Raw genomic sequence first — 24,698 nt, forward strand, 5'->3', positions numbered from 1 at the left:
GGAGGACCCACCTCCTGAGAATCCCATCCGCTCCAGTTCAGCGGAGCGCCTCATCCACCGCGGCGGTCGCATGAAGACGGGCGGTGGCGAAGACGGGTACCGGGCTGTCGTCCTGGCTGATCAGCAGCTCGAGCTCGGTGCAGCCGAGGATCACGCCCTGCGCTCCCCGGTCCACGAGCTCCCTGATGATTCCGACGAGCTCCTGACGGGACTCATCCCTGAGAACGCCCAGGATGAGCTCCTCGTAGATGATGCGGTGCAGGCTCGCCCGCTCGGCTTCCGGCGGCACCAGGACGTCGATTCCGTAGGCCGTGATGAAGTTGCGGTAGAACGGCTGTTCCATGGTGAAGGCCGTGCCGAGCAGCGCCACCGTTCCCAGCCCGGAGGTCAGCACCTCACGGGCCACGACGTCGCCGATGTGCAGCAATGGGATGCCGACCGCGTCGCGGATCTCCCTGGCTACCCGGTGCATCGTGTTGGTGCAGAGCACGAGGAAGTCGGCGCCCGCCGCTTCGAGACCCTGTGCCTCGAGGGCCAGCAGCCGGCCGGCCTCCTCCCAGTCCCCGGAGGACTGCAATGCTTCGATGTCAGCGAAATCGACCGAGGCCAGGAGGCACCTGGCGGAGTGCGTGCCGCCCAGCCGTTCCTTCACGAGCCCGTTGATGAGCGAGTAGTACAGTGCGGAGCTTTCCCAGCTCATGCCGCCGATCAGGCCGATTCGTTTCATGCGTCCAGCCTAGGGGCAGGAGCCCCTGAGCCGGGATCAGCAGTCCAGCGCCAATTTGCAACAGAGAACCTGGCCGCACGTGCACGACAAGTGCCGCCATCGACGACGAACCCGGCGTGTCGGACAACGACACGCCGGGTTTCCGCACGGCGACGGCGGCAAACACGCCTAATTCGACGCGCTCCCTCAAGAGGAACCGTCGAGGCGCCCTCCTACAGCTTCACCGCCAGCACGTTGCACTTCGCGGCGAGCAGGATGTTCTGCGCCGTCGAGCCCATGATCAGCTTGCCCACCGGCGTCCGGTGCCGCAATCCTAGAACGATGAGCTCCGCCCCCGTCTTCTGCGCCGCGTCGAGCACCTCTTCCGCCGCTGTCGCCTCGGAGATCCCGTGCTGGATCGTGTACGGGACACCGGAGTCCCGCAGGACGGCCTCGAGCTTCGAGACATCCTCCGAATCGGCATAGCCCGGGTCCACGAGTCGGTCCGCCCGCGTGGTGTTGACCACCAGCAGGGCGGCGGCCCGGCGTCGTGCCTCCCGAATCGCCTCCTCGACCGCCGCATCGCCCAGCGGATTGGGAACGTAACCGACCACGATCGTGCTCATGCCTTGACCTCGTCATTCGTCGTACCGGAAGGAGTTGCATCGACCACCATTGATTCGAACTGGCGCTGCCGCCGCCGGAGCCAGAAGGAGAGGGCGAAGATGACGATCAGCGCGACGTAGATGGTCGCGGCGACCGGCGAGCTGATGAGTGCCACGGGATCGCCCTGCGAGATCGCAAGTGACCTGCGCAGCTGGTTCTCGAAGATCGGCCCCAGGATGAGGCCCACCACCATGGGAGCGATCGGGTATCCGTAGCGGCGCATGAAGAAACCGAGCACACCGATGATGAGCAGGATGATGACGTCGATCGGCGTGAAGTTCACGGAGAACGCACCGAGGACGGCGAACATCAGGATGCCCGAGTACAGGTAGGGCCGTGGGATCTGCAGGATCTTGACCCAGATGCCCACGAGGGGCAGGTTCAGCACGAGCAGCATCAGGTTGCCCACGTAGAGGCTGGCAATCAGGGCCCACACGAGGGCACCGTTCGTCTCGAACAGCAGCGGGCCGGGCTGGATCTGGTAGCGCTGGAACGCGACGAGCATCATCGCCGCGGTCGCCGTCGTCGGGATGCCGAGCGTCAGCAGTGGCACCAGGACGCCGGCGGCAGCAGCGTTGTTCGCCGATTCCGGACCGGCAACGCCCTCGATGGCGCCCTTGCCGAACTGCTTCTTGTTCTCCCCCTTGGCGAGCTTGCGCTCGGAGGCGTAGGAAACGAAGGTGGCGACGTCGGCTCCACCGGCGGGGATGGTGCCGATCGGGAAGCCGATGAACGTGCCGCGCAGCCACGGTTTCCAGGACCGCTTCCAGTCCTCCTTCCGCATCCACTTGGTCCAGCCTCCGGTCACGGGGATCACCTTGATCGGCCCGTGGCGGAGCCGCGACGCGACGTAGAGCGCCTCGCCGACTGCGAAGAGCGCAACGGCCACCAGGACGACGTCGATCCCGTCCGCGAGGAACGGGCTGCCGAAGGTATAGCGCTGCTGTGCGGTGAGGGCGTCCACGCCCATGAGCGCGATGAACAGTCCGAGTCCCAGGGAGGCCAGTCCGCGCAGCATCGACGAGCCGAGCAGCGCACCGACCGTCAGGAAGGCGACGATCATCAGGGCCACGTACTCGACCGGCCCGATCTGGACAGCGAAGACGGCGACCACCGGTGCCAGGAAACTCAGCAGCACAGTGGCGATCGTGCCGGCGACGAATGATCCGATCGCCGCAGTCGCGAGGGCAGATGCACCGCGCCCGGCCTTCGCCATCTTGTTGCCCTCGAGCGCGGTGACGATCGAGGAGGATTCACCCGGAGTGTTGAGCAGGATCGAGGTGGTGGACCCGCCGTACATGCCGCCGTAGTAGATACCGGCGAACACGATGATCGCGGCCGTCGGCTCGAGGGTGTAGGTGATGGGCATGAGCAGCGCCAGCGACATCGCCGGGCCGATGCCCGGGAGCACACCCACGGCGGTGCCGAGGAGCACCCCGCCGAGCGCGTAGAGCAGGTAGATGGGCTGCATGGCGACGGCGAAGCCGTCCATCAGCGCCAGGAAGTTATCCACCGAAGACACCGAACCTTTCGAGGAAACCGGGTGGAAGGGAAACGCCGAGCAGCTCCGCGAAGGCGAACTGCAGGATCAGGGCGAGAACGACGGCGACTACCAGGTTGCGCCACCAGGGGCGGGCTCCCAGCGACCACGCGGCGCCGAAGAAGAGGAGCGCGGCCGCAACGGGCCAGCCCAGCGGGACGATGAGGAACGCGTGGAGCAGCACGAAGCCGCACAGCTTGGCGAACGTCAGCCAGTCCGTCTTCACGTTCGGGTCAACGTCCTCGCCCTCCTCAGGTGCGCCGGTCGCCCCGCGGAGCACCTGGACCACGAGGCACGCGCCGAGCAGCACAAGGCCGCCCGAGACCACGAAGGGGAAGGCCCGCGGCCCGATGTCGCTGGCCGAGGGAGGAGTCTGGATTCCTGCGCCGGCCACGAAGCCGACGATTCCTACGCTGAGGATCAGGAGGGCGAAGATCAGCTCCCCGATCCGCCTGCCGGGAGCGGCAGTCGCGCTCCCGGCGGTTGATTCAGTTGCGGTGCTCATCGGTTAGAGCAGACCGATCTCGGTGAGGGTCTGCTTGACGGTGGTGATGTCCTCGTCGAGGAAGGCATCGAACTCGTCCCCGGCGAGGAACGCATCCCCCCAGTTGTTCTGTTCGAGGGTCGCCTTCCAGGCGTCGGTCTCGTGGAGTTCGGTGACGAGCTCGGTGAGCTCCTCGGCCTTCGCCTCGTCGATCGATCCGGGCGCCACGACGCCGCGCCAGTTCGTCAGGACCACGTCGATGCCCTGGTCGCTGAGCGTCTCTACCTCGGGGATCTGCGGCGCGGCCTCGGAACCCGAGACGGCGAGGGCGCGGAGCTGGCCGGCCTTGATCTGCTCGGCGTATTCACCGACGCCCGAGATGCCCGCGTTGACCTTGTTGCCCAGCAGCGCCGCGAGTGATTCTCCGCCACCGGAGTAGGGGATGTAGTTGAGGCTGTCCGGGGCGATTCCGGCTTCCTTCAGAACCATGCCCGCGAGGATGTGGTCTGCTCCCCCGGCGGATCCACCGGTGATCGAGACGCCCTGCCCGTTTGCTTCGATGTCGTCGAGAAGATCCTGGGTGGTCTGGTAGGGCGACTCGGCGGGAACCACGATCACGAGAGGTTCGTCGGTGAGGCGCGCGATCGGGGTGGTGTCCTCGATGCGGCTGGCCGCGTTGTTGGTTTCGACGGCTCCCACCATCACGTAACCCATGACCATGAGCGTGTTCGGATCCGTTTCGGTGGCGAGCTGCGCCAGGCCGTTGGTGCCACCGGCGCCGCCGACGTTGACCACCGAGGCGCTGCCGACGAGCTCGGTGTCCTTGAGGTCCTTTTCCATGGCCCGTCCGGTCTGGTCCCAGCCTCCGCCGGGATCGGCGGGAACCACGATGTTCAGCTTTTCGATGCCGCCTTCCGCGCTGCCGGCCTCGGTGCTTTCCGTCATCGAGCCGCAGGCGGTGAGGGCCAGTGCCGAGACGAGGGCGAGGGAGGTCAGGGTCGAACGGCGCGCCGTTGTGCTGTCGATTTTCATGATGGGAAGTCTCTTCCTTGAGATGTGATGCCGATCACCACGCTTGTTTCAGGGTAGGAAGAGTGCCGCAAGGTGGGAAGTATGTGGTCGTAACGCTCGTATTGGTCTTTGTGGTCTCGCGCGGTCCCTGCCGTTCTGGGACCCGCCGGAACGGTGCGTGTCACAATAAAAGGATGATCAGGTCACTGTCGCTCCGATCGCAGCTGTTCCTCCTGCAGCTTTTCATCGTGCTGATCATCGTCCTCGTGGCGGGTTCCACCGCCGTCGCCATGCAGCGCCAGCAGATCCGCGACCAGTACGAGGACCGCATGGTGGGCGTAGCGCAATCGGTCGCCCAGCTTCCCTCCATCGTCGAAGCCTTCGGCCAGCCCGATCCCAGTGAGATCATTCAGCCGATCGCCGACCTCATCGCCCAAGCCACCGGCGTCACCTACGTGGTGGTTACGGACGACCGCGGCGTGCGGTACTCCCATCCGAACCCTGACCTGATCGGTCTCATGGTCTCCACCGATCCGTCGGTACCCCTCTCGGGTGAAACATATGTGGGCACGCAGACCGGCACGCTCGGTGAATCCTGGCGGGTCAAGGTACCGATCTACGGGGGCGACGGCGGCATCATCGGCACCGCATCTGTGGGGACCCTCGAGTCGGAGCTCGACGCCGACCTCTACGAGGATCTCCCCCGGCTCCTGGTGTGGCTCATCATCGCGGCCCTCGTGGGATCGGCCGGATCCATCTACATCTCACGCCTCATCTGGCGGCGCATCTACCGGCTGGAGCCCGAGCAGATCGCATCACTCCTCGAGACCAGGGACGCGATGATCCACGGCATCAGCGAGGGCATGGTGGCCGTCGATGCGGCAGGAAAGATCGCGCTGCTCAACGATGAGGCGAAACGGCTCCTCGAGCTCGACGACGACGCCACCGGCCGGCATGTCTCGGACGTGCTGGAGCCCGCCCTGGCGCGGCTCGTGACGTCGTCGGGCGACGCCGATGAGACCGTGCTGGTGGGTGAGCGCGTGTTGCTCGTGCGCACCACCGACGCCCTGGTGGAGGAAAAGCGGGTGGGCCACGTCATGATCCTGCGCGACCGCACGGAACTGCACCAGCTCCTGACGGACCTCGACGGCGAGCGCGACGTCACGCAGGCCCTCCGCGCCCAGGCCCATGAGTTCGCGAACCGGATGCACACCATCTCCGGTCTCCTCGAACTCGGCCGCACCTCGCAGGCGGTCGACTTCATCTCCCGCTCCGGCCACGGCGGGTCGCTGGTTTCCGGTGATATCGCCCCGGGCATCACCGACCCCGACGCCGCGAGCCTCCTGATGACCAAGAGCACCATCTGCTCCGAGAAGGGTATTCGCCTCACCATCAGCGAATCGTCCGTCCTCGAACCAGACGGAACCACCGACGTCGTCACCATCCTCGGGATCCTCATCGACAATGCGGTGGAGGCCATCGGAGCCAACGGGAACATCGAGGTCGAAGTGCACTCCGACCCCGGTTCGGTGCGAATCGCCGTGTCCGACGACGGCTCCGGAATCGCCGAGGCCGCAGTCGAGGAGATCTTCTCCTCGGGGTTCTCCACGAAGGACGGCGGCCGCTCCGGCACCCGCGGATTCGGCCTCGCCCTCGTGGACCGGATAGCTCGGCGGCGGGACGGTTCCGCCGTCGTCGAGGAGTCGCTCCTGGGTGGGGCCGAATTCACTGTGTGGCTGAGCCCGCTCCCCTCCTCTGCACGGACTGCGCTGCAGGTTCCATGAGTTCCGAATCAGCGCAGATCCGTGCCGTCGTGGTGGACGACGACCACGAGGTTGCCGGCGTCCATACCGGTTTCCTGCTGGCGCACGGTGGTTTCGACGTCGTCGGGGTGGCGCACACGGGTGCACGGGCCCTTGAACTCGTCGCCACGCTGAAGCCGCAGCTTGTGCTGCTCGACATCCATCTGCCGGACATGACGGGCATCGAGGTGCTGCGCGCCATCCGGAACCTGGCGGGTGATCCCACCGACGTCGTCGCAATCACCGCGGCCCGCGAGCTCGAGACCGTGCGCGCCGCGGTGGCGGGCGGCGTGCTGCACTACCTCGTGAAGCCGTTCAACTCGTCGGTGCTCAACCAGCGGCTGGACCAGTATGTCGCCTATCGTCACTCCCTCGAGGGACACGGCTCCGGAGGTGCCGGGACCCTGGACCAGAGCCGGATCGACGAGATCCTGCGGCCCACACCGATATCCCCGGCCGGTGGTCCGGGCAGTTCGACGGCGGCGGCAGGAGTGGACGCCTCGCACGGTCCAGGGTCGTCGGCCGCGTCCCCGTCGTTTTCAGGCCGTTCCTCCGGGCCGGCCTTACCGACGCCCAAGGGGCTGTCGGCGCCGACGCTCGAAGCTGTCAGCAACGACCTCCAGGCTCACCGTGCCGGGACGTCGGCGTCGGAGGTGGCGGCGCGCGTAGGCCTGGCGAGGGTCAGCGCACGACGGTATCTCGAATACCTCGTCACGCGGGGCCAAGCTCGGATCGTCCCGCAGTACGGGAGTGCCGGACGGCCGGAGAAACACTATGTGTGGACGGCCCCGGGAGTGGCGCATGCCGGGAAATCCGGCCTGCACCGCCCCGGGCTCACGTAGCAGTCGAGGCGTCGCCGGGACGGGCAAGCTACTCCTTTCCATTCACTCCCCCCCTGATTAAGCACCTGCGGCGGTCAACCCGCCCGCGGGGCGACCACAAGTGCTCAGTCAGCGGGGGGTTCGCGCCGCCACATCCGCCGCCACCAGGGGCCGGAATCAATGACGACGGCGGGCGCTGCCTCCGCTGCATGCTCCATGCGCCGCTCTCGCCACCGCTGCACTTCGGCCTCGATGTCGCGGAGCTTCGTGATGACAGGAGGCCCGCCCAGCAACTGCCGCCGTGCGTCGATGATCCGGTGGTTGAAGTCTTCCAGGACCTCGCGCACCTGCCGCTCGGAGTACAGCCCATCAAGCCGCTCATCCAGCTCGGCGTCCTCCTTCCGCAGCAGGATTGCCGCAGGCCCCAGCCCGGAGATGTTCTCGCGCTGGATGAGTCCCTTGACCCACCAGTCGGGGTCGTAGCTGTCGCCGAGGCCCGGGATCGGCTTACCCGCCAGCGGCAGGTTCTCGAACTCTCCGCGCCGCACCGCATCGTCGACGATGAGCCGTGCCCGCGCGGATTCGTCATCGGTCGAGCGGAGCGCGCGGGGGCCGGCGTTGTCGGGTTCCTCGGCATCGAACCCATTCTCGGCCTGCCCCTGCGACTGCTGTGCCGCTCGGACCTGAGCCGCCCTCCGCAGGCGTTCTTCGTGCTGCTCGCGTTCACTCATCGGTTTCCGTTGCCTCTCGGGCGTTCGACTGCCGGTCGATTAACCAGTATCCCGAGCCGTGAGGGGACGCGGCAATGGAAAACTTCGGACGGCAACGAGCCTCGAAACGCTACGGGCCGCCTCCCGGTGGGAAGCGGCCCGTTGCGATGAACTAAGTACTCAGTCGACCTGCGGGAACCCGAGGTCGATCTTCGACGTCGACGGATCCGGCCACCGCGTGGTGACCACCTTGCCGCGCGTGTAGAACCGGATGCTGTCCGGTCCGTACATGTGGGTGTCGCCGAAGAGCGAATTCTTCCAGCCGCCGAAGGAGTACGTGCCGACGGGAACGGGGATCGGTACGTTGACGCCCACCATGCCGGCCTCGGCCTCGAACTCGAACTGCCGCGCGGCGCCGCCGTCGCGCGTGAAGATCGCCACACCGTTGCCGAACTCGTTCTCGTTGACGAGTTTCACGGCGTCCGCGTAGGTCTCCACCCGGACCACGGAGAGCACGGGACCGAAGATTTCATCGTCGTACACCTTCATGCCCGGCTTGACGTGGTCCACGAGCGATACCCCGATGAAGAAGCCGTCCGAATCGAACTGCTGGGAGGTTCCGTCGACCACCACGGTTGCGCCCTCTGCCTCTGCTCCGGCGACGTAGGACGCCACACGGTCGCGGTGCTCACCGGTGATGAGCGGCCCCATCTCCGACGTCGGATCTGTTCCGGCACCGATCTTCAGCGACACCATGCGGGAGCGGACCTTTTCCACGAGGTCGTCGGCGATGTCGCCCACGGCCACCATGACGCTGATGGCCATGCACCGCTCACCGGCGGAGCCGTACGCCGCGGAGATAGCGGCGTCGGCGGCCATGTTGAGGTCGGCGTCGGGCAGGACCACCATGTGGTTCTTCGCGCCGCCCAGGGCCTGGACGCGCTTGCCGTGCCCCGCTGCGCGTTGGTAGATGGACTTCGCGATGGGCGTGGAACCGACGAAGCTCACGGCCTTCACACCGGGGTGGTCGAGGATCGTCTCCACGGCCTCACGATCACCCTGCACCACGTTGAACACGCCGTCGGGCAGCCCGGCCTCGGAGAAGATCTCCGCGATGAACACCGCGCAGGAGGGATCCTTCTCGCTCGGCTTGAGGAGCACGGTGTTGCCGCAGGCAATGGCGCTGCCGATCATCCAGAGCGGCACCATGGCCGGGAAGTTGAACGGTGTGATACAGGCCACCACTCCCACGGGCTGGCGGATCGAGTGGACGTCGACGCCGGTGGAAACCTGCTCCGACCTCTCGCCCTTGAGCATGTGGGACAGCCCGGTGGCGAACTCGATGTTCTCGAGACCGCGAGCAATCTCTCCCTCGGCGTCGGACAGGACCTTGCCGTGCTCGCTCGTGAGGATGGCCGCGAGCTCGGACCTCCGCTCGGTGAGCAGTTCCCGGACGCGGTAGAAGACGTTGGCGCGCTTGGCGAGGCTTGCCGAACGCCACGCCGGGAGTGCGGCCTCGGCGGCGGCCACCGCTTCGTCGACGCGCGACGGCGACGCGAACGCCACCTCCTTCTCCTGCTCACCGGTGGCCGGATTGAAGACGGGTCCGTAGCGATCGGCGTCGGCGACGCGCTGCCCGTTGATGTAGTGCGGAATCTGCTGCATGGAAGTGCCTTTCAAAGAGCCGTAAAAGAAAAAGTCAGTTGGAAAGCGAACCGTCGACGAGCTTGATGATCATCGAGCAGTCCTTGCCGCCCTGCCCGGAATCGACGAGGCGCTGGAACAGCTGCTGGACGTGCTCGCCGATCTCCAGCGGGGTTCCGGTGTCCTTCGCTGCCGAGATGGCAAGCCCAATGTCCTTGTTCGCGAGCTCGGTGGTGAAGGTGGGCGCGAAGTCGTTGTTCGAAGCCGCAGTGTCCACGACGCCCGGCACTGGATACCAGGTGCGCAGCGCCCAGCTGTCCCCCGACGACACGGAGGCGATGTCCCAGAACACCTGCTTGTCGAGGCCCAGGCGATCCGCCAGAACGGCACCCTCGGCGGTCGACGCCAGATTGATGAACAACATCAGGTTGTTGCAGATCTTGGCGGCCTGGCCGGTAGTGGCCCCGCCGGTGGGAATGATGTTCTTGGCCATCGGCTCGATGAAGGCGCTCGCGTCCTTCACGGCTCCCTCCTCGCCACCCACCATGAACGTGAGCGTCGCCGCCTTCGCGCCGCTCATTCCACCCGAAACCGGTGCATCGACGAAGCGGAATCCTGCCTCCGATGCCGCTGCGTGCAGCGCCCCGGCGGACTCGATGTCGATCGTCGAGGAGTCAACGAGCAGGGTGCTGGTATCGGCGTGCGCCAGGACGCCGTCGTCCCCCAGGTACACAGCCCGCGCGTGCTCACCCTTGGGCAGCATGGTGAAGACGACGTCGGCGCCTCCCACCGCGTCCGCAATGCTCGACGCCCGCTTCACTCCCAAGGCTTCCGCTGCGGCGACGGCATCCGGATTGAGGTCGAAACCCCGCACCTCATGCCCTGCCTTGACGAGGTTCCCGGACATTGACCCGCCCATATTTCCGAGACCGATCCAGCCGATTTGTGCCATGGGAAAAGCTCCTTTGCTTTGGTGTTCGAACGCTTGGTCGTCATCTCCAGCATGCACCGCTGGTAGAGTGCGATCAAGAGGAAATATCACAGACACCGTGCTCGTTTTTGCACACGACTCCGAAAACGCACTTCGACTGTCAGGAGGAACCGTGGTCGACTTCAAGCGTTTGCCCAGCCCCGACGACCTCCTGATCCTGCTGACCGTCGCACGGCTCGGCCGCTTCAACGCTGTCGCCGAATCACTCGGAACCACCCACACCACCATTTCGCGGCGCATCCTCGCCCTCGACAGGCAATTGGGCGGGAGGACCCTCGAACGAACCCCGCAGGGATGGGAACTGACGGTGCTCGGTAGCGAGGCCGTCGAGGCTGCGGAGGCGATCGAGGCGAGCCTCGGCGCGCTGGGTTCGAGGATTGCGCACGACGACGCCCTGTCTGGTCTTGCACGGGTCAGCACCCCCGACGGATTCGGAAGCAAGTTCGTGACACCCGCGCTGATCCGGCTGCAGCGGGATCATCCACGGCTCAACATCGAGATGTTCAGTGCCACCCGCAAGGTGAGCCAGAACCGCTCGGGCGTCGACCTCGAAGTGGTGGTGGGCCGGACGGAGATCACGAATGCCGACCCCATCTTCCTCACCAACTACTTCCTCCGCCTCTACGCCAGCCCCGGGTACCTGGCCGAGCGGGGCATGCCCGGTGGATTGGAGGACATCCGCCATCACAGCTTCGTGTCCTACGTGGAGTCCGCCCTGCAGGTCAGCGAACTGGGACACCGCTCCTCCCAGTTGCCCATGCCCGTGAGCACTTTCCAGTCGACAAGCATTTTCGCGCAGGTCGAGGCCGTAGCCGGCGGCGCAGGGATCGGATTGCTTCCGAGCTTCATGGTTGCCGATGCCTCCGGGTTCGTCCCGGTGCTACCGGCCGAGTTTCACCGTCAATTGCCCATCTGGGCCGTCGCCCGACCGGAATCGCTGCGTTCGGCGGCGGTGCAGGCCGTGGTCGGAGCGATTCGCAGGGAAGTCGGCGAGCGGGCCGCCGCGCTGGCCGCCTGACACCGGACAAAGCAACGGCGGGACCCGCCAAGCGGGCCCCGCCGTCGTCGTACTGTTACTTCTTCAGTGCTACTTCCTTGTTACCGCTACTTCTTTGATGCCGCCAGCAGGTCGGCTGTGCCCTTGGCGTCGGCTTCGTCGACGTCGTGCAGTGAGATGCCACGGGTTTCCTTGAGCATCAGCACGGCAAACGCAGTGACCATGCAGGCACAGAGCAGGTAAATGGCGATCGGCGTCGAGGAGCCGTATTCCTGCAGCAGGGCCGTCGCGATGATCGGTGCCAGCGAGCCGGCGACGATCGAGGTCACCTGGTAGCCGAGGGACACCCCTGAGTACCGCATGCGGGTGGGGAACATCTCGGCCATGATGGACGGCTGCCCCGCGTACATCAGTGCGTGGAAGATCAGTCCGATGGTCACCGCCGCGAGGATGATGAGCTCGTTCCCGGTGTCCATCATGGGGAAGGCGAAGAATCCCCACGTAGCTCCGAGCAGGGCGCCGGTCATGTAGACGGGTCGGCGTCCGAAACGGTCGGACATCTTGCCCACCAGGGGCACCGTGCAGAAGTGGAGGAAGTGGGCGATCAGCAGCAGGAGGAGGATCCGTGAGGTATCGGTTTCAACCACCAGTCGCAGGTAGGTGATGCTGAAGGTGACCACCAGGTAGTACAGGATGTTCTCCGCGAAGCGCAGGCCCATTGCGGTGAAGACGCCGCGGGGGTAGCGCTTGAAGACCTCGAGGACTCCGTAGCCCTTCTCCTCCTCGACTACTTCCTTGCGTGCCTCGAGGAAGATCGGTGCATCGTTCACCTTGGTGCGGATGTAGTACCCCACGATCACGATCACGGCGGACAGCCAGAACGCGATGCGCCAGCCCCAGCCGAGGAAGTCCTCGGAGGAAAGGGTGGACGAGAGGATGAAGAGCACGCCGGTGGCGAGCAGGTTCCCCATGGGGACCGCGGACTGGGGCCAGCTGGACCAGAAGCCGCGCGACTTGCTGGGGCTGTGCTCGGCCACGAGCAGGACGGCGCCTCCCCATTCACCGCCGACGGCGAAGCCCTGGATGAAGCGGAGCACCACGAGGAGCCCGGGAGCCCAGTAGCCGATCTGGTCGAACGTCGGCAGGCAGCCCATGGCGAAAGTCGAGACGCCCACGAGGATGATGCTCAGCTGCAGCAGCTGCTTGCGGCCGTACTTGTCGCCGAAGTGCCCGAAGACGATGCCGCCGATGGGTCGCGCCACGAAACCGACGGCGTACGTCAGGAATCCGGCGATGATCGCATCGAACTCCGTTTCGGCGTTCGGGAAGAACACCGTGGCGAACACGAGCGTGGCTGCTGCGGCGTAGAGGAAGAACTCGTACCATTCGACGACGGTGCCCGCCATGGAGGCGACAACGACCTTCTTGAGCCCGGACGCTTCGACGTCGGGTTCCTCGCGCCTCGCGGGATTGGACTGGGTGGAACTCATGCGTGCTACTCCTTCGGTGTCTCCGTTGACACGGTTCGCCTTGACCATGCTGTGGTTTCCGGGGTGTCTGCTCTTGTGACGCCGAGCACACCGGAGGCAGTACCGAGTATTACCCTTGATGGCAGCCAGTTCAACTCCAATTAGTGCAGAGCCGTTCTGCGAAAACGCACACTCCCGAAGGAATTCGTGAACCAGATCATTCACGACCGTCCCGAGCAGCTCCAGATGATTGTCGATGGCCTGCTGCAGGGCGCAGGTTATTGCGGTGTACGACTCTGCGATGACGAGAAAGCCGGGCATGCCCACGACGTCATCCTGTGGCACATGTTGAACCGCGGAGGCGTCTGCAGGTCATCACCCACCCGGTGCATGCCGCGTATATCGTGGGCAGTATGGCTAATCCTGAGACTCCCGGCCCTGACGCCGATCACCAGAGACCCGACGGCGTAACCGACGGCACCGTCGAAGCCCTCGGGAAGCTGTCAGAGGCCCTTGAGGTGGTTGAACACGCAAGGGGCTACCTCTATGGCTTCCACCGGCTCACGGGCAAGGCGGACCTCAACCTCGGCGAAGCGGTCGAGCTGCTGCGCAAGGCAGGGCACACCGAACTTGCCGACACCGTGGATCGGGACATCATCGGACGCAATGTGATCGAGGGCCGTTGGACGTTCCAGATCGTCGAGGATTACGACGACCACTACTACACGGAGTTGAAGGCGTTCGAGAAGCGTGCCCGCGAGGAACTCGTGGAGGGCAAGCGCCACCTCTTCGAAGCGGAAATGAAGGAAGACCGCCGCACGAAGGGCCGCGAACACCACGAAGCGCTGCCCCCGGAAGCCTGAATGGAAACCCTCAACACTGAAAAGACAGGCTCGGGAAAGCCCCTGGTCCTGGTGCACGGACTGGGCTCGAGCGTCCGCAACTGGGACCCCGTCGTGCCCTTGCTCAGCCGGCACCGGAAAGTCGTCGCCATTGATCTGCCGGGCTTCGGTTCCAGCACACCCCCTTCCCGGTGAGGTGAGCATCGCGACACTCACCGACGCGCTGCAGCGTTACCTGGAGGAGCAGGGCCTTGCCGACACGGACCTCGTACTGACGGAACTGCGGGGATTCAACACCTCGAGAGGTCTGGATGAAGCACGCAAATCCCTCGCCCATGGTCCCCGCCAGGCAGGTGCTCCGAGACCCGCCGAAACGGTGAGGTTCATCCTCGACTCGACGTCGTAGCTGCGTTCTGCTCCACGAGGTGCCCCTGCCCAATGTCGCCTACCGGTGCTCGCCCCATGCCTAGGCGGAGGACGGGCAGGGATCACGAATCGGCTGTTTGCTACCAGTCGTGGATCGTGCCGTCCTTGAGCCGGTTGAACGGCAAGTAAGCCGGGTTGTAGGGGTGGGCCGCAGCTGCCTCCATATTGAGCTCGACGCCGAGGCCCGGCTGGTTCCCGGGGTGCAGGTGCCCGTCGGTGAAGCTGAAGGACTGCTCGAAGACCTCGTTGGTGAGGTCGCCGTGCCGCATGTACTCCTGGATTCCGAAGTTGTGGATGGCCATGTCCAGGTGCAGCGCCGCCGCCATGCCGACGGGTGAGATGTCAGTGGGCCCGTGGATGCCGGACTTGATCTGGTACTGCGCCGCGAAGTCGAGGATCTTCTTCATGGCGCTGATGCCGCCCGTGTGGGTCACGGCGGAGCGCACATAGTCGATGAGCTGTTCCTGGATGAGCGTCTGGTAGTCCCAGACCGTGTTGAAGACCTCACCGATGGCGAGAGGCGTGGTGGTGTGCTGGCGAACCAACCGCAGCGCATCCTGGTTTTCGGCGGGGGTGCAGTCCTCGAGCCAGAACAGGTCGTAGGGCTCGAGCGACTTGCCCAGTTTCGCGGCCTCGATGGGCGTCATGCGGTGATGCCCGTCGTGGAGCAGGGGCAGTTCCGGCCCGAATTCGTTGCGGACAGCTTCGAACACGGTGGGGATGTGCCGCAGGTAGGCACGGGTGTCCCAGTCCTCCTCCGCAGGGAGGGCGGCCCGCTGCGCCGGCTCGTAGTCGTAGCGGGTCCCACCGGCGCTGGGCTGCGCGGCAACACCGTAGACGGCGTCGATCCCCGGCACGGCTGTCTGGATGCGGATGGACTTGTAGCCGAGGGCGAGGTGCTCGTGCACGGAGTCAATGATCTCCGGGATGTCGCGCCCGCTGGCATGGCCATAGGCGCGAACCGCTGTGCGGCTTGCACCTCCGAGGAGCTGGTAGAGCGGCATCCCCGCGGCTTTCGCCTTGATGTCCCAGAGTGCGACGTCGACCGCCGCAATGGCGGCCATGGTCACCGGCCCCCGCCGCCAGTAGGCACCGCGGTAGAGGAACTGCCAAGTGTCCTCGATCCGGTGCGCGTCACGGCCGATGAGCAGTGGAACCACGTGGTGCTCGAGGTAGGCGGCAGCGGCCAATTCACGCCCGTTGAGCGTCGCATCACCGAGTCCGGTGATGCCCTCCTCGGTGGTGATCTTCAGGGTCACGAAGTTACGGTCCGGGCTTGAGACGATTACTTCGGCACTAGTGATCTTCACGGCATTCTCCTTCAGCGTGGGTGTTTCAACGAATAGTGGTGCCGGCGGTCCGGTCGGCCAACGGGAGTTCATTGCGGGTCGGGAGGTTTTCCCAGTCACCGCTCGCGGCCACCGCGAAAGCCCCCAGGACGGACCCCCGGTGAAGACGCTCCTCCAGAGCTTTCCCATCGAGGAGTGCTGACAGATAACCGGCGGTGAAGGCGTCCCCTGCTCCGACGGTGTCCACGGCGGTTACGGGTATCGCGTCCTGATGGACCACCGCTCCGCCGGACCAGCCGGTCGCTCCCTCGGCGCCGCGCTTGATGATTACGTCGCGCACTCCCCTTCCGTGCAGGGCGTTCACGGCGTGCTCTTCATCGGTGCCGGCTGCGACAAGGGCAAGTTCGTCGTCGGAGGCGATGACGACGTCGGCGAATCCGGCAAGCTGCGTCAGCACGGGTGATGCAGCGGCGGCGTCCCACAGTTTCGAGCGGTAGTTGACATCGAAGGACACCAGAATTCCGCGCTTTCGTGCTTCCGAGGCTGCCCACAGCGTGGCTTCAGCCGCCGCCGGTGACAGGGCGGGCGTGATTCCGGTGAGGTGGAGAATCCGTGGTGCGGCATCAAGTGACGCTTCCAGCTCGCCGATAGCGAGTACAGATCCCGCAGACGATGCCCGGTAGTAGAGCGCCCTCGACACTCCTGCAAAACGGGCTTCGAGCAGCATCAGCCCGGTGGGCCGCCGGGCGTCGATCACCACGGCATCGGTGGCAACGCCTTCGGCACGCAGGGTGCGCAGGGCGAACGCGCCCACTTCGTCATCGCCCAGGCGTCCCGTCCAACGGACGGAGTGACCGAGCCGCGCGAGGCCGATCGCCACATTCGTCTCGGCTCCGCCGAGGGACATCGACATGCTGCCGCCCAGCCGTACCAGACCGGTGGAACGGATGGATCCCATCGTTTCCCCGAAGGTCAGCACCTCAACCGGGGTGAGGCGCGGGGGCATTGCCGTCATTGCTGGAGTCCGGCTGCCGAGAGGAACTGGCGGGCGCGCGAGCGAAGAGCCGCGAGGTCCCCGCCGGAGGCTGCGTCACCGATGAGCGGGGAACCGACGCCGACGCCGAGTGCACCGCGGGAAAGGTAGTCCACGGCGGCCCCCTGGTCGACGCCACCCACCGGCACGAAGGGAACATCCGGGAAGGGATCACGAAGGGCCGAGAGGTATCTCGGTCCGCCGAGGGACGCGGGGAAGAGTTTGATGGCTGCTGCTCCCTGATCCATGGCCGAGTACACCTCGGTCGGGGTGAACGAACCGGCGAGGACGGGCAGATCCAGCCGCACGGCTTCGGCTACCGACGGCGCGAGGGCAGGGGTCACGATGAACTGGGCTCCGGCTGCGGCGACCCTCGCGACGTCGTCCCGGGTAAGGACCGTTCCCGCGCCGATGAAGGCGGCTGCACCCACTTCGGCCTGGATGGCAGTGATGACGCCGGCGGCCTCCACCGTATTGAGCGAGACCTCCAGGTGTGTGAAGCCCTCCTCCACCAGGGCGACGGCGGTACGCACCGCCGCCTGGGCCTCGCTCCCCCGGATGATGGCGAGCAGTTTGGCGTTGCCCAGTCCACCAAGAAATTCCTCGGGTGTCATGCGGGTGTCCTTTCAGGAGGGCGGCGATCGCCGGATCGTGTTCGGGTGCAGTGCGTCACCACTCGGCGTAGGAGCCGTCGTCGTGCCGCCAGATCGGTGACCGCCACGCATGCCCGGCCTTGTCCACCCGGCGGACCGCGGCTTCGTCGATCTCGATACCGAGGCCCGGTGCGGTGAGCCGTTCCACGGAACCGTTGATGAACTTGAGCGGCGTCTTGTCCAGCACGTAGTCAAGGACTTCGGCGCCCTGGTTGTAGTGGATGCCGATGCTCTGCTCCTGGATCAGGAAGTTCGGAGTGGCGAACCCGACCTGCAGGCATGCCGCGAGCGCGAGCGGCCCCAGCGGACAGTGCGGTGCAAGCTGGACGTCATAGATTTCCGCGAGGGAAGCGATTTTCCGCACCTCGGTGATGCCGCCGGCGTGGGAGAGGTCCGGTTGGGCCACGGCGATGCCGGCCTGCAGCACCGGCAGGAACTCCTGCCGGTTGTAGAGGCGCTCACCGGTGGCCACGGGGATGGAGGTCGATCGCGTGAGTCCGCCGATGAGGTGCGAGTTCTCGGGTACGGTCGGTTCCTCGAGGAACAGGGGCCGCAATGGCTCGAGCAACGGCGCTACCCTGCGGGTGTTTGCGAGGGTGAAGCGTCCGTGGAAGTCCACGGCGACGTCGCGGTGCGGGCCGAGGACCTCCCGCGCGGCGGCGACCCGCTCCACTACTTCGTCGATCTCCGCGACGCTCCCCAGCGGACTCATCCGTCCACTGGCGTTCATCTTGACCGCAGTCAGGCCAACCGCCATCTGGGCCTCGACTGCGTCAGCGATCGCGGCGGGCTCATCACCGCCGATCCAGCCGTACATGCGGATGCGGTCGCGGACGTGGCCGCCGAGCAGCTGGTGCACAGGGACGCCGAGCGACTTGCCATGGATGTCCCACAGCGCCTGGTCCAGGCCGGCGACCGCGCTCGCGAGAATGGCGCCACCGCGGTAGAAGGACCCCTTGGTCATGACCTGCCACAGGTCCTCGATGCGCAGCGGGTCGGCACCGATCAGCAGTTCGGACAGCTGCTCGACGGCGGTGCGCACGGTCTCGGACCGACCCTCCACGACCGGCTCTCCCCAGCCCACGATGCCGCTGTCGGTTTCCACCCGCACGAAGAGCCAGCGTGGCGGAACGAGGAAGGTTTCAATCCTGCTGATGCGCATGGACCCTGCTTTCAGTCAATTGGTGCGCGATCCGGTCCACGAGCACCATGGGCGGATGGGCGATGTCTACTGTGATGCCCGCTTCGTCCTCCTGCAGCGCCTCGAGGGCCTCGTACTGCGAGATGAGGAGCGACGGCGGCATGTACTCGTGCTCGCGGGCGGAGATGCGCGCGGCGACGAGATCGATCGGGCCGTAGGGGTGAACAACGACGACGTCGGGCGCGTAGCTCCGCAACAGATCACGGTAAGCGCGTTTCAGCGCCGAGCACGCAACGACGATCCCCGTACCCGCATCACCCCTCAAGGTCTCACCAACGGTCTGGAGCCAGGGCAGCCGGTCCGTGTCCGTCAGGGGAGTTCCGGCGGCCATGAGGTTGATGTTGTTCTCGGAATGCAGGGTGTCGCCGTCCACGAATGGAAGGCCGAGCCGCTCGGCCAGGAGCTCCCCGAGGGTGCTCTTACCAGAGCCCTGCACCCCCATGACCACGATCACGGGGTTCGGCTGATCGGCCATGGTTCAGCCCTTCGTCGCGCCGGCGGTCAGCCCGGAAACGATGTACTTCTGAGTGAACAGGGCGATCACCATGATGGGAATGGTCACTACGACGGAGGCGGCCATGAGGCCTCCCCAGTCAATGCTCGCGTAGGCAACGAAGTTGAATATGGCCACGGGCAGCGTCTTGGTGTCGGCGCCCGACAGCACGAGGGCGAACATGAAGTTGTTCCACGAGAAGATGAACGCCAGGATGCTCGCCGTCGCGATACCGCCCACCGACAACGGCAGCGTGACCTTCAGGAAAGCGCCGATGTGGGTCAGTCCGTCCACGCGCGCAGCCTCCTCGAGTTCGAGGGGCATCGAATCGTAGTAGGACATCATGATGTACACGATCAGCGGGAGCGCCACGAACATGTGGGAAAGAATCAGTACGCCGTACCCGCCCACGAGGGACAGGTTGGAGAACACGTAGTACCACGGCACCAGAAGGCTGACTCCCGGGATGATGCGTGCCATGAGCACTACGAGCGCGGAACGGCGCATCGCGAACCGGCTCATCGAGTACGCCGCGGGTACGCCGATGATGAGCGAGAGCACTGTGGAGGCGAAAGCCACCCAGAAGCTGTTGAGTACGAAGGAGAAGTAGTTGTTGCGGCCGAGCACTGTCTCGTAGTTCGCCGTCGTCGGTGTGAAGATCAGCGTCTTGCTGGCGTCGTAGATATCCACGTTGGTCTTCAGCGACGCAAGCAGCATCCAGGCCAGCGGAGCCAGGAAGGCCGCCACCACTGCCGTCAGCGCGACGACGCGGAACACCTTGTAGGCACGGGAGCGGAGCGGCTTTCTCCGCCGTGGCGTCACCGCGACCGGGGTGTCGGTGCCGGATCCGGGCCGGAGCATTTTCGGAGTAACAACGCTCATTACTGCACGTCCTTCCGGCGGCGGGTCAGAACCCACATGGCGGCGATGATGATCAGGAAGAAGAGGATCAGGACGGTCGAGGACAACCCGTAATCGTTGTAGTCGAAGCTGAGCCCGTACGCATAGATGTTCAGCGTTTCGACCTCGTTGAAGGATCCTCCTCCCCGCCCCTTGGTGGCGTAGAGGAGGTCGAAGGTTTTCAGTGCATCGATACTGCGCAGGAGGATGGCGACGATGATGGTCGGCATCAGCAGCGGAACCGTGATGAAGCGGAAGCGCTGCCAGGCGTTGGCGCCGTCGATCCGCGCAGCCTCATCAGGCTCTTCGGACAACGAGGTAAGGCCTGCGAGCAGGATGATGACCACCATGGGAGTCCACTGCCAGATGTCGATGAAGATGACGGTGGGCAGAGCGGTGTGCTGTCCCGAAAGCCACGGCTGGGCGGGAATTCCCAGAAGGCCGAGCATCTGGTTCGCGAAGCCGATGTTCGGATCGAAAATCAGCCGCCACATCATGCCGACTGCCACCGGGGTTGCCACCAGGGGAAGAAGAATGGCCACGCGGACCCATTTCTCACCCTTGAACGGGCGCCAGAGCAGGAGGGCGATGCACATGCCGAGCACCATCTGCACGAGGAGCGCCACACCCGTGAAGATGAAGGTCCTCGCTACCGCCGGCCAGAAACGTTCGCCGTCCGAGAGAACCTCGAGATAGTTCGCGAAACCGATGAACTCGGATTCGGCGCGCACCGACCCGGAGGAGTCGGTGAGGCTGAGATACATCGTCCAGCCGAGCGGGAAGATGATGAGGATGGCAACGAAGATCATGGCCGGTGCGGCGAAGAGCCACTTCCGGTGAACGTTGGCCCAGTCGGAGTAGGCCTTCCACGCGTTTTGCTGTTGCGGTTTTCTTTTGGGCGGCATGGAGGTGACGGCCATGATCCACATCCTTGGGGGTGGTGTTTCTAGGAATCCGGAGCGACAGGAAACTGTCGGGGAGCGCCGGCCAGCGCCGTCGTGCCCGTTCTGGTGTCAGGGCGACGACGGCGCTGGTGCGTGGCGCGGGTTACTTGCGTTCGTCGTCGAGGAACTGCTGGAACGCCTCGTCCGCGGCATTCGCTGCCGCTTCGACGTCTCCGCCGGTGATGCCGACGACGATGGGATCGCCGACCACTTCGCGGGCTTCGCCGACGTTGATGACGAGCGGGCGGTCATGTCCCACACCGTTTTCCGCGCTGACCTCGATAGCTGCTGCGAGGTCCTCGGGGTAGGTTTCGGTACCGGCGGGATCGGACCAGACCGAGTTCCGGGGACCTGGAACTCCAGCCTGCTGGACCTCCAGAACCATGTCCTTGCTGGTGGCCCATTCGATGAACTTCCAGGCGTTGTCCTGATTAGCGGAGGCTTCGTTGATCCCGAGGCCCCATGAGGGAACGTTGTAGGGCTTTGAACCGGCAGGGCCCGCAGGCATCGGTGCGAAGCCTACGGTTTCGGCAACCTGCGAGTTGGCGGGGTCAGTGGCGTTCTGGTAGAGGCTGTCGGCCTCGGTGTAGAACGCGGCGCCACCCTGGGTGAAGATTGCCATCGCTTCGGGCCAGCTCATGTCGGTGCTGACGTTCGCCGGTCCGTACTGGTTGATCATGCGCCCGTAGTACTCGTAGGCTTCCAATGCTTCGGGCGAGGCGACGGCGGAGTTGCCCTCGTCATCGATGAAGTCACCGCCGAATCCGTAGAGGAAGCTGGAGAACTGCGTTACGGCCGGTGACTTTCCGGTGCGCGCCACGAAGCCTGCGACGTCGGGGTTTGCTTCCTTGATCTGCTTGGCTGCGGCTTCGAGTTCCTCGAGGGTCTCGGGCACCTCGAGTCCTGCCTGCTCGAGAAGGTCGGTGCGGTAGTAGAGCACTTCCCGCTCGGTGATGGTGGGGACGCCCACTACCTTGTCCTCGAAGGTGGTGGAGTCGACGGGACCGTCCTGGAAATCGTCCCATGCCCATTCGGGATTGGAGCTGACCCGCTCGGTGAGGTCAGCGAGGTAGCCGTTCTGGGCGAAGAGCTTGCCCTCCTGCAGCGGCCGGTACATCATGACGTCGATCTCATCGGTGCCCGCATTGAGCTGCACGTTGTACTGGGCGGACAACTGGTCTTCACCCAGCTGGGTGACCTCGACGGTCAGGCCGGTTTCTTCCTCGAATTCGGGGATGGCCGCAATGATCTCCTCGGTCCAGACGTGGTTCGCAAGGGTGACCCGCACTGTCTCGGATGCCGCTTCGTCACCCCCGCCGCCGCTGCTGCACGCCGCCAAGGATCCGCCTGCAAGAATCGCCGTGACCGCTGTTATTCCGGCGGCCCGCAAAGTTTTGCGTTGCACTGTTTCTCCAGCTCTCTTCATTGAGTAGCGTCCGCTGTTGACGGCGCCAGGAGTAGATGCGCGTTTACATCTGCTATAAACGCAATGGTAGTGACTTAAATCATACTTATGCAACCAGGGGTCTTCATTGGTATGCGCTTGATACGCTTCCGACATGCATACGGCCGAACAACGCCACATCTCAACGGCCACGCCCGGCCTGGTCTTTTCCGGGTTGCACGCCTCGATCGTGGACAAGATGGGTCTGGCGGTCAGCGCCGGGGACATGGCCAGCGGATCCATCGTGCGGATCGAAGAGCTCGAGGAGCGCTTCGGGGTGTCCCGCTCCGTCATCCGTGAGGCCCTCCGGGTCCTGGCATCCATGGGGATGGTCGAATCACGCCGCCGCGTAGGCGTTCAGGTGCTGCCCGCCACGGAGTGGAATCTGTACGATCCCCAGGTGATCCGGTGGCGCCTGGCATCACCCGGCCGGGTTTCCCAGTTGAGGTCACTGACCGAGCTGCGCACCGCCGTCGAACCCCAGGCGGCGCGGCTGGCTGCGCTGCGCGCGCCCCTTGCCGATGCCAGCGAGCTGATGGGTCTCGCCGGGAAGCTGTGGGCGGCTGGGCAGAATGGGGATACCGAGTTGTTCCTGAAGCTCGACATCCAGTTCCACCGTCTGGTTCTTTCGAGTTCCGGGAATGAGATGTTCGGCAAGTTGAACTCGCTGGTAGCCGAGGTGCTGACCGGCCGCACGCACTATGGGCTCATGCCTGAGCACCCGCATGAAGAGGCGCTGCAGATGCACGTCGACGTCGCGAGCGCCATCCAGCGTGGAAACCCTGTCGATGCCCAATCGGCCATGCTCGCCATCATGAATCGCGCAATGGATGAGATGAGCACGCTGTGGGATGAGGAAGCACACAAGTAGCTTCATCGGCTCTCCCGGCCGAGGCCATTGACCGGGCGATCGCGTAATACCGCGACCCCGAGGCAACGCCAGTCCAGCTGTACCGCAACCCGCCGATTTCACCCAGTGGCACGCGGCGCCGTAGCGGTGGCCATCCAGCGCACCATTTCGGGAACGCTGGGTTGACCCGACCTCTGGTGGCTCCCGGCGGGTGGCCGTCGGACGCGGCAAGACCGCCTACGTCACCGGAAAAGAGTCCCGGCAAAAGGATCAAGAACGACGCCGGAGACGTAAAATTAGCACTATCATCCAGCGTCATCGGATGGCGCTGACAGGACAAGGAGAACTGCCATGGATACTGATCCGGAGGGACCTCGAATCGTCGTCGGCGTTGACGGTTCCGAGCCCTCCATCCTTGCGCTGCGGCTGGCGGCACGGCTCGCGCCGGCCCTCGAAGCACGAGTGCACGCCATAGCCTGTTGGGATTTTCCGCCCCTCTTCGCCGGCTACCTTCCGCCGGATTTCTACACGTTCGAGGGCAAGGCGACCCAGATCCTCCACGATGCCATCGAGACAGCCTTCGGAACCGAGCAACCGCCAGGGATGACCACCGCCCTGATGCGCGGTCCCGCCCCTGCCACGCTCGTCAAGGAGGGAGCAACAGCCCAGATGCTGATCGTCGGTCGGCGCGGCCACGGCGGTATCCGTGGCATGCACCTCGGCTCCGTCAGTACAGCCTGCGTGGCCCACGCGAACTGCCCTGTTCTCGTAGTGCACGAGGACATGAAGCCCAAGCCTCCACGGCCCAAGAGACAGGCTGAAATGTTCGTCCACTAATTCACCTCGGCGTAACGTCCCCGCAATGACGGCTGGCAATACTGGCTTCATGAGCCGGAAGACCGATCAGCCATCCACTGCGGAGCTCCGCTGCGACTCGTGCGGGCTGCTTCCTGAACCAGGCAGGACTCGGCTCACACTGGCCAACGTGGCCGTGATGCTTCCCATCGAACTGGTGGTTCACGCCCTCGTGGTCAATACGGAACTGCCCTATCTCCTGAAAGTAGCCGTCCTTGCCGTGACGGCTACAGCACTTGTCATCTGGGTTGCCGAGCCATCGGCCATGCGGCTGCTACGCTCCTGGCTCCATGCTCCCGCCCTCCGCCAGCACAACCGACTCACCGCGGCACCCGCGCTCTGGCGGGCAAGGGTGGTGGTGGCCGACCGCCCCGGCGCCCTCGAGCAGATCACTCACCAGCTGACCCGGCTGAGGGTCAACATCCTCACAGTGCACGTGCACCCGGTGGCCGGTGGAAGCCTCGACGAACTGGTGCTCTCCGCGCCGGGAGAACTTACCGAACAGGACCTTCTCGATACACTCACAGCAGCCGGTGGTAGCACGGTAGGAATATGGTCCACCACCCCGCTGTCCCTGGCTGACGGCCAGACGCGTGCACTGAACTTCGCCACGCGCATCGCGCAGAACCCTGAATGGCTTCCCCACGCCATCGCCGAACTGCTCGGAGCCGACGTCGTTCCACCCCACCAGCAAGCTGCTGCACCTGCTGGTCCCGCGGTCCTGAAGGTGCCCACTGCATGGCAGGGCCCCCTGCTGTTCCGCCGCGAAGGTCAGCCGTTCACACCCGCGGAATCTGCAAGGGCACACCGTCTGGCCGAACTCGCCGAGATCCTCGAGCAGGGCCGGCAGGTTTCCGCCTCACCGCAACAGTCCAGCTGACCGGCACCCGCCGGCCGGGCCGTACTCCCTATATTTCCTGTATTCCC

The 24,698-nt window shown here is 65.1% G+C and carries 26 protein-coding genes; 9 read left to right on the forward strand and 17 right to left on the reverse strand.

The window, feature by feature from the left end; all coding sequences use genetic code 11:
• Window positions 1–37 precede the first annotated feature (37 nt).
• The 5 genes from IWX65_RS04605 to IWX65_RS04625 form a co-directional block, all read right to left on the reverse strand.
• Window positions 38–727: an aspartate/glutamate racemase family protein gene (locus IWX65_RS04605; RefSeq protein WP_196881252.1), complete on the reverse strand. Its 690-nt coding sequence runs from the start codon at window positions 725–727 to the stop codon at window positions 38–40.
• 212 nt (window positions 728–939) lie between these two features.
• The gene (locus IWX65_RS04610) at window positions 940–1,332 is read right to left on the reverse strand and encodes a universal stress protein (protein WP_196881253.1); all 393 of its coding nucleotides are present in this window, start codon (window positions 1,330–1,332) and stop codon (window positions 940–942) included.
• Window positions 1,329–2,885: a tripartite tricarboxylate transporter permease gene (locus tag IWX65_RS04615; protein WP_196881372.1), complete on the reverse strand. Its 1,557-nt coding sequence runs from the start codon at window positions 2,883–2,885 to the stop codon at window positions 1,329–1,331. The genes IWX65_RS04610 and IWX65_RS04615 overlap by 4 nt, the downstream gene beginning before the upstream one ends.
• Window positions 2,878–3,417 (reverse strand): tripartite tricarboxylate transporter TctB family protein, encoded by a 540-nt coding sequence (locus tag IWX65_RS04620; RefSeq protein ID WP_196881254.1) that lies wholly within the window; start codon window positions 3,415–3,417, stop codon window positions 2,878–2,880. The genes IWX65_RS04615 and IWX65_RS04620 overlap by 8 nt, the downstream gene beginning before the upstream one ends.
• A gap of 3 nt (window positions 3,418–3,420) precedes the next feature.
• Window positions 3,421–4,428: a Bug family tripartite tricarboxylate transporter substrate binding protein gene (locus IWX65_RS04625; RefSeq protein ID WP_196881255.1), complete on the reverse strand. Its 1,008-nt coding sequence runs from the start codon at window positions 4,426–4,428 to the stop codon at window positions 3,421–3,423.
• Window positions 4,429–4,601: 173 nt separating this feature from the next.
• On the opposite strand from IWX65_RS04625, the gene IWX65_RS04630 reads away from it, so the two are divergent.
• Window positions 4,602–6,191: an ATP-binding protein gene (locus IWX65_RS04630; protein ID WP_196881256.1), complete on the forward strand. Its 1,590-nt coding sequence runs from the start codon at window positions 4,602–4,604 to the stop codon at window positions 6,189–6,191.
• Window positions 6,188–7,051 carry a response regulator transcription factor gene (locus IWX65_RS04635; RefSeq protein WP_196881257.1) on the forward strand — a complete coding sequence of 288 codons (864 nt, stop codon included), beginning with the start codon at window positions 6,188–6,190 and terminating at the stop codon, window positions 7,049–7,051. Before IWX65_RS04630 ends, IWX65_RS04635 begins: the two co-directional genes overlap by 4 nt.
• A 104-nt stretch (window positions 7,052–7,155) precedes the next feature.
• Here the strand turns inward: IWX65_RS04635 and IWX65_RS04640 are convergent, their stop codons facing one another.
• The 3 genes from IWX65_RS04640 to mmsB all read right to left on the reverse strand — a co-directional run bounded on the left by IWX65_RS04640 (window position 7,156) and on the right by mmsB (window position 10,336).
• Window positions 7,156–7,761, reverse strand: a complete 606-nt coding sequence (locus IWX65_RS04640; RefSeq protein WP_196881258.1) for a J-domain-containing protein — start codon at window positions 7,759–7,761, stop codon at window positions 7,156–7,158.
• Window positions 7,762–7,920: 159 nt separating this feature from the next.
• Window positions 7,921–9,405 (reverse strand): CoA-acylating methylmalonate-semialdehyde dehydrogenase, encoded by a 1,485-nt coding sequence (locus IWX65_RS04645; protein WP_196881259.1) that lies wholly within the window; start codon window positions 9,403–9,405, stop codon window positions 7,921–7,923.
• 34 nt (window positions 9,406–9,439) lie between these two features.
• The gene (mmsB, locus tag IWX65_RS04650; protein WP_196881260.1) at window positions 9,440–10,336 is read right to left on the reverse strand and encodes a 3-hydroxyisobutyrate dehydrogenase; all 897 of its coding nucleotides are present in this window, start codon (window positions 10,334–10,336) and stop codon (window positions 9,440–9,442) included.
• A 151-nt stretch (window positions 10,337–10,487) separates the two neighbouring features.
• Here mmsB and IWX65_RS04655 point away from each other — a divergent pair, with 151 nt between their 5' ends.
• The gene (locus tag IWX65_RS04655; protein WP_334683656.1) at window positions 10,488–11,393 is read left to right on the forward strand and encodes a LysR family transcriptional regulator; all 906 of its coding nucleotides are present in this window, start codon (window positions 10,488–10,490) and stop codon (window positions 11,391–11,393) included.
• Between the two features lie 86 nt (window positions 11,394–11,479).
• Here IWX65_RS04655 and IWX65_RS04660 read toward each other — a convergent pair whose 3' ends face one another.
• Entirely contained in the window at window positions 11,480–12,862 is a 1,383-nt protein-coding gene (locus IWX65_RS04660; RefSeq protein ID WP_196881262.1) for an MFS transporter, read from the reverse strand.
• 392 nt (window positions 12,863–13,254) lie between these two features.
• On the opposite strand from IWX65_RS04660, the gene IWX65_RS04665 reads away from it, so the two are divergent.
• The 3 genes from IWX65_RS04665 to IWX65_RS04675 are packed head-to-tail and all read left to right on the forward strand — an operon-like array spanning window position 13,255 to window position 14,089.
• Window positions 13,255–13,704 carry a hypothetical protein gene (locus IWX65_RS04665; RefSeq protein ID WP_196881373.1) on the forward strand — a complete coding sequence of 150 codons (450 nt, stop codon included), beginning with the start codon at window positions 13,255–13,257 and terminating at the stop codon, window positions 13,702–13,704.
• Window positions 13,705–13,878: an alpha/beta fold hydrolase gene (locus tag IWX65_RS04670; RefSeq protein ID WP_196881263.1), complete on the forward strand. Its 174-nt coding sequence runs from the start codon at window positions 13,705–13,707 to the stop codon at window positions 13,876–13,878.
• Window position 13,879: 1 nt separating this feature from the next.
• Window positions 13,880–14,089, forward strand: coding sequence for a hypothetical protein (locus IWX65_RS04675; protein WP_196881264.1), 210 nt, complete (start codon window positions 13,880–13,882; stop codon window positions 14,087–14,089).
• A 100-nt stretch (window positions 14,090–14,189) separates the two neighbouring features.
• Here the strand turns inward: IWX65_RS04675 and manD are convergent, their stop codons facing one another.
• The 8 genes from manD to IWX65_RS04715 all read right to left on the reverse strand — a co-directional run bounded on the left by manD (window position 14,190) and on the right by IWX65_RS04715 (window position 22,027).
• The gene (gene manD, locus IWX65_RS04680) at window positions 14,190–15,419 is read right to left on the reverse strand and encodes a D-mannonate dehydratase ManD (RefSeq protein WP_196881265.1); all 1,230 of its coding nucleotides are present in this window, start codon (window positions 15,417–15,419) and stop codon (window positions 14,190–14,192) included.
• Window positions 15,420–15,444: 25 nt separating this feature from the next.
• Complete coding sequence (locus IWX65_RS04685; RefSeq protein ID WP_334683657.1) at window positions 15,445–16,413, reverse strand: sugar kinase; 969 nt, start codon at window positions 16,411–16,413, stop codon at window positions 15,445–15,447.
• The gene (locus IWX65_RS04690; RefSeq protein ID WP_196881266.1) at window positions 16,410–17,045 is read right to left on the reverse strand and encodes a bifunctional 4-hydroxy-2-oxoglutarate aldolase/2-dehydro-3-deoxy-phosphogluconate aldolase; all 636 of its coding nucleotides are present in this window, start codon (window positions 17,043–17,045) and stop codon (window positions 16,410–16,412) included. Before IWX65_RS04690 ends, IWX65_RS04685 begins: the two co-directional genes overlap by 4 nt.
• A 55-nt stretch (window positions 17,046–17,100) precedes the next feature.
• Window positions 17,101–18,246 (reverse strand): galactonate dehydratase, encoded by a 1,146-nt coding sequence (gene dgoD, locus IWX65_RS04695; protein WP_196821604.1) that lies wholly within the window; start codon window positions 18,244–18,246, stop codon window positions 17,101–17,103.
• The gene (locus tag IWX65_RS04700; RefSeq protein WP_196881267.1) at window positions 18,227–18,760 is read right to left on the reverse strand and encodes a gluconokinase; all 534 of its coding nucleotides are present in this window, start codon (window positions 18,758–18,760) and stop codon (window positions 18,227–18,229) included. Before IWX65_RS04700 ends, dgoD begins: the two co-directional genes overlap by 20 nt.
• A gap of 3 nt (window positions 18,761–18,763) precedes the next feature.
• Window positions 18,764–19,639 carry a carbohydrate ABC transporter permease gene (locus IWX65_RS04705; protein ID WP_196881375.1) on the reverse strand — a complete coding sequence of 292 codons (876 nt, stop codon included), beginning with the start codon at window positions 19,637–19,639 and terminating at the stop codon, window positions 18,764–18,766.
• A 20-nt stretch (window positions 19,640–19,659) separates the two neighbouring features.
• On the reverse strand, window positions 19,660–20,598 hold the full coding sequence (locus tag IWX65_RS04710) for a carbohydrate ABC transporter permease (RefSeq protein ID WP_334683659.1): 939 nt from the start codon (window positions 20,596–20,598) through the stop codon (window positions 19,660–19,662).
• A 127-nt stretch (window positions 20,599–20,725) separates the two neighbouring features.
• The gene (locus IWX65_RS04715) at window positions 20,726–22,027 is read right to left on the reverse strand and encodes an ABC transporter substrate-binding protein (protein WP_334683660.1); all 1,302 of its coding nucleotides are present in this window, start codon (window positions 22,025–22,027) and stop codon (window positions 20,726–20,728) included.
• 154 nt (window positions 22,028–22,181) lie between these two features.
• On the opposite strand from IWX65_RS04715, the gene IWX65_RS04720 reads away from it, so the two are divergent.
• From IWX65_RS04720 to IWX65_RS04730, 3 genes are all read left to right on the forward strand, one after another.
• The gene (locus tag IWX65_RS04720) at window positions 22,182–22,937 is read left to right on the forward strand and encodes a FadR/GntR family transcriptional regulator (RefSeq protein ID WP_196881269.1); all 756 of its coding nucleotides are present in this window, start codon (window positions 22,182–22,184) and stop codon (window positions 22,935–22,937) included.
• Between the two features lie 330 nt (window positions 22,938–23,267).
• Window positions 23,268–23,753 carry a universal stress protein gene (locus IWX65_RS04725; RefSeq protein ID WP_196881270.1) on the forward strand — a complete coding sequence of 162 codons (486 nt, stop codon included), beginning with the start codon at window positions 23,268–23,270 and terminating at the stop codon, window positions 23,751–23,753.
• Between the two features lie 49 nt (window positions 23,754–23,802).
• Entirely contained in the window at window positions 23,803–24,651 is an 849-nt protein-coding gene (locus tag IWX65_RS04730; RefSeq protein WP_196881271.1) for an amino acid-binding protein, read from the forward strand.
• Window positions 24,652–24,698: the final 47 nt, after the last annotated feature.

It is taken from the genome of Arthrobacter sp. CAN_A214 (genome assembly GCF_015751955.1).
GTDB lineage: Bacteria > Actinomycetota > Actinomycetes > Actinomycetales > Micrococcaceae > Arthrobacter_D.

Bases quoted from the DNA above. Each gene is read 5' to 3' on its own strand.
- IWX65_RS04605 (WP_196881252.1), bottom strand. From the start codon at position 727: ATGAAACGAATCGGCCTGATCGGCGGCATGAGCTGGGAAAGCTCCGCA.
- IWX65_RS04610 (WP_196881253.1), bottom strand. From the start codon at position 1,332: ATGAGCACGATCGTGGTCGGTTACGTTCCCAATCCGCTGGGCGATGCG.
- IWX65_RS04620 (WP_196881254.1), bottom strand. From the start codon at position 3,417: ATGAGCACCGCAACTGAATCAACCGCCGGGAGCGCGACTGCCGCTCCC.
- IWX65_RS04625 (WP_196881255.1), bottom strand. From the start codon at position 4,428: ATGAAAATCGACAGCACAACGGCGCGCCGTTCGACCCTGACCTCCCTC.
- IWX65_RS04630 (WP_196881256.1), top strand. From the start codon at position 4,602: ATGATCAGGTCACTGTCGCTCCGATCGCAGCTGTTCCTCCTGCAGCTT.
- IWX65_RS04635 (WP_196881257.1), top strand. From the start codon at position 6,188: ATGAGTTCCGAATCAGCGCAGATCCGTGCCGTCGTGGTGGACGACGAC.
- IWX65_RS04640 (WP_196881258.1), bottom strand. From the start codon at position 7,761: ATGAGTGAACGCGAGCAGCACGAAGAACGCCTGCGGAGGGCGGCTCAG.
- IWX65_RS04645 (WP_196881259.1), bottom strand. From the start codon at position 9,405: ATGCAGCAGATTCCGCACTACATCAACGGGCAGCGCGTCGCCGACGCC.
- mmsB (WP_196881260.1), bottom strand. From the start codon at position 10,336: ATGGCACAAATCGGCTGGATCGGTCTCGGAAATATGGGCGGGTCAATG.
- IWX65_RS04660 (WP_196881262.1), bottom strand. From the start codon at position 12,862: ATGAGTTCCACCCAGTCCAATCCCGCGAGGCGCGAGGAACCCGACGTC.
- IWX65_RS04665 (WP_196881373.1), top strand. From the start codon at position 13,255: ATGGCTAATCCTGAGACTCCCGGCCCTGACGCCGATCACCAGAGACCC.
- IWX65_RS04670 (WP_196881263.1), top strand. From the start codon at position 13,705: ATGGAAACCCTCAACACTGAAAAGACAGGCTCGGGAAAGCCCCTGGTC.
- IWX65_RS04685 (WP_334683657.1), bottom strand. From the start codon at position 16,413: ATGACGGCAATGCCCCCGCGCCTCACCCCGGTTGAGGTGCTGACCTTC.
- IWX65_RS04690 (WP_196881266.1), bottom strand. From the start codon at position 17,045: ATGACACCCGAGGAATTTCTTGGTGGACTGGGCAACGCCAAACTGCTC.
- dgoD (WP_196821604.1), bottom strand. From the start codon at position 18,246: ATGCGCATCAGCAGGATTGAAACCTTCCTCGTTCCGCCACGCTGGCTC.
- IWX65_RS04700 (WP_196881267.1), bottom strand. From the start codon at position 18,760: ATGGCCGATCAGCCGAACCCCGTGATCGTGGTCATGGGGGTGCAGGGC.
- IWX65_RS04705 (WP_196881375.1), bottom strand. From the start codon at position 19,639: ATGCTCCGGCCCGGATCCGGCACCGACACCCCGGTCGCGGTGACGCCA.
- IWX65_RS04710 (WP_334683659.1), bottom strand. From the start codon at position 20,598: ATGGCCGTCACCTCCATGCCGCCCAAAAGAAAACCGCAACAGCAAAAC.
- IWX65_RS04720 (WP_196881269.1), top strand. From the start codon at position 22,182: ATGCATACGGCCGAACAACGCCACATCTCAACGGCCACGCCCGGCCTG.
- IWX65_RS04725 (WP_196881270.1), top strand. From the start codon at position 23,268: ATGGATACTGATCCGGAGGGACCTCGAATCGTCGTCGGCGTTGACGGT.
- IWX65_RS04730 (WP_196881271.1), top strand. From the start codon at position 23,803: ATGAGCCGGAAGACCGATCAGCCATCCACTGCGGAGCTCCGCTGCGAC.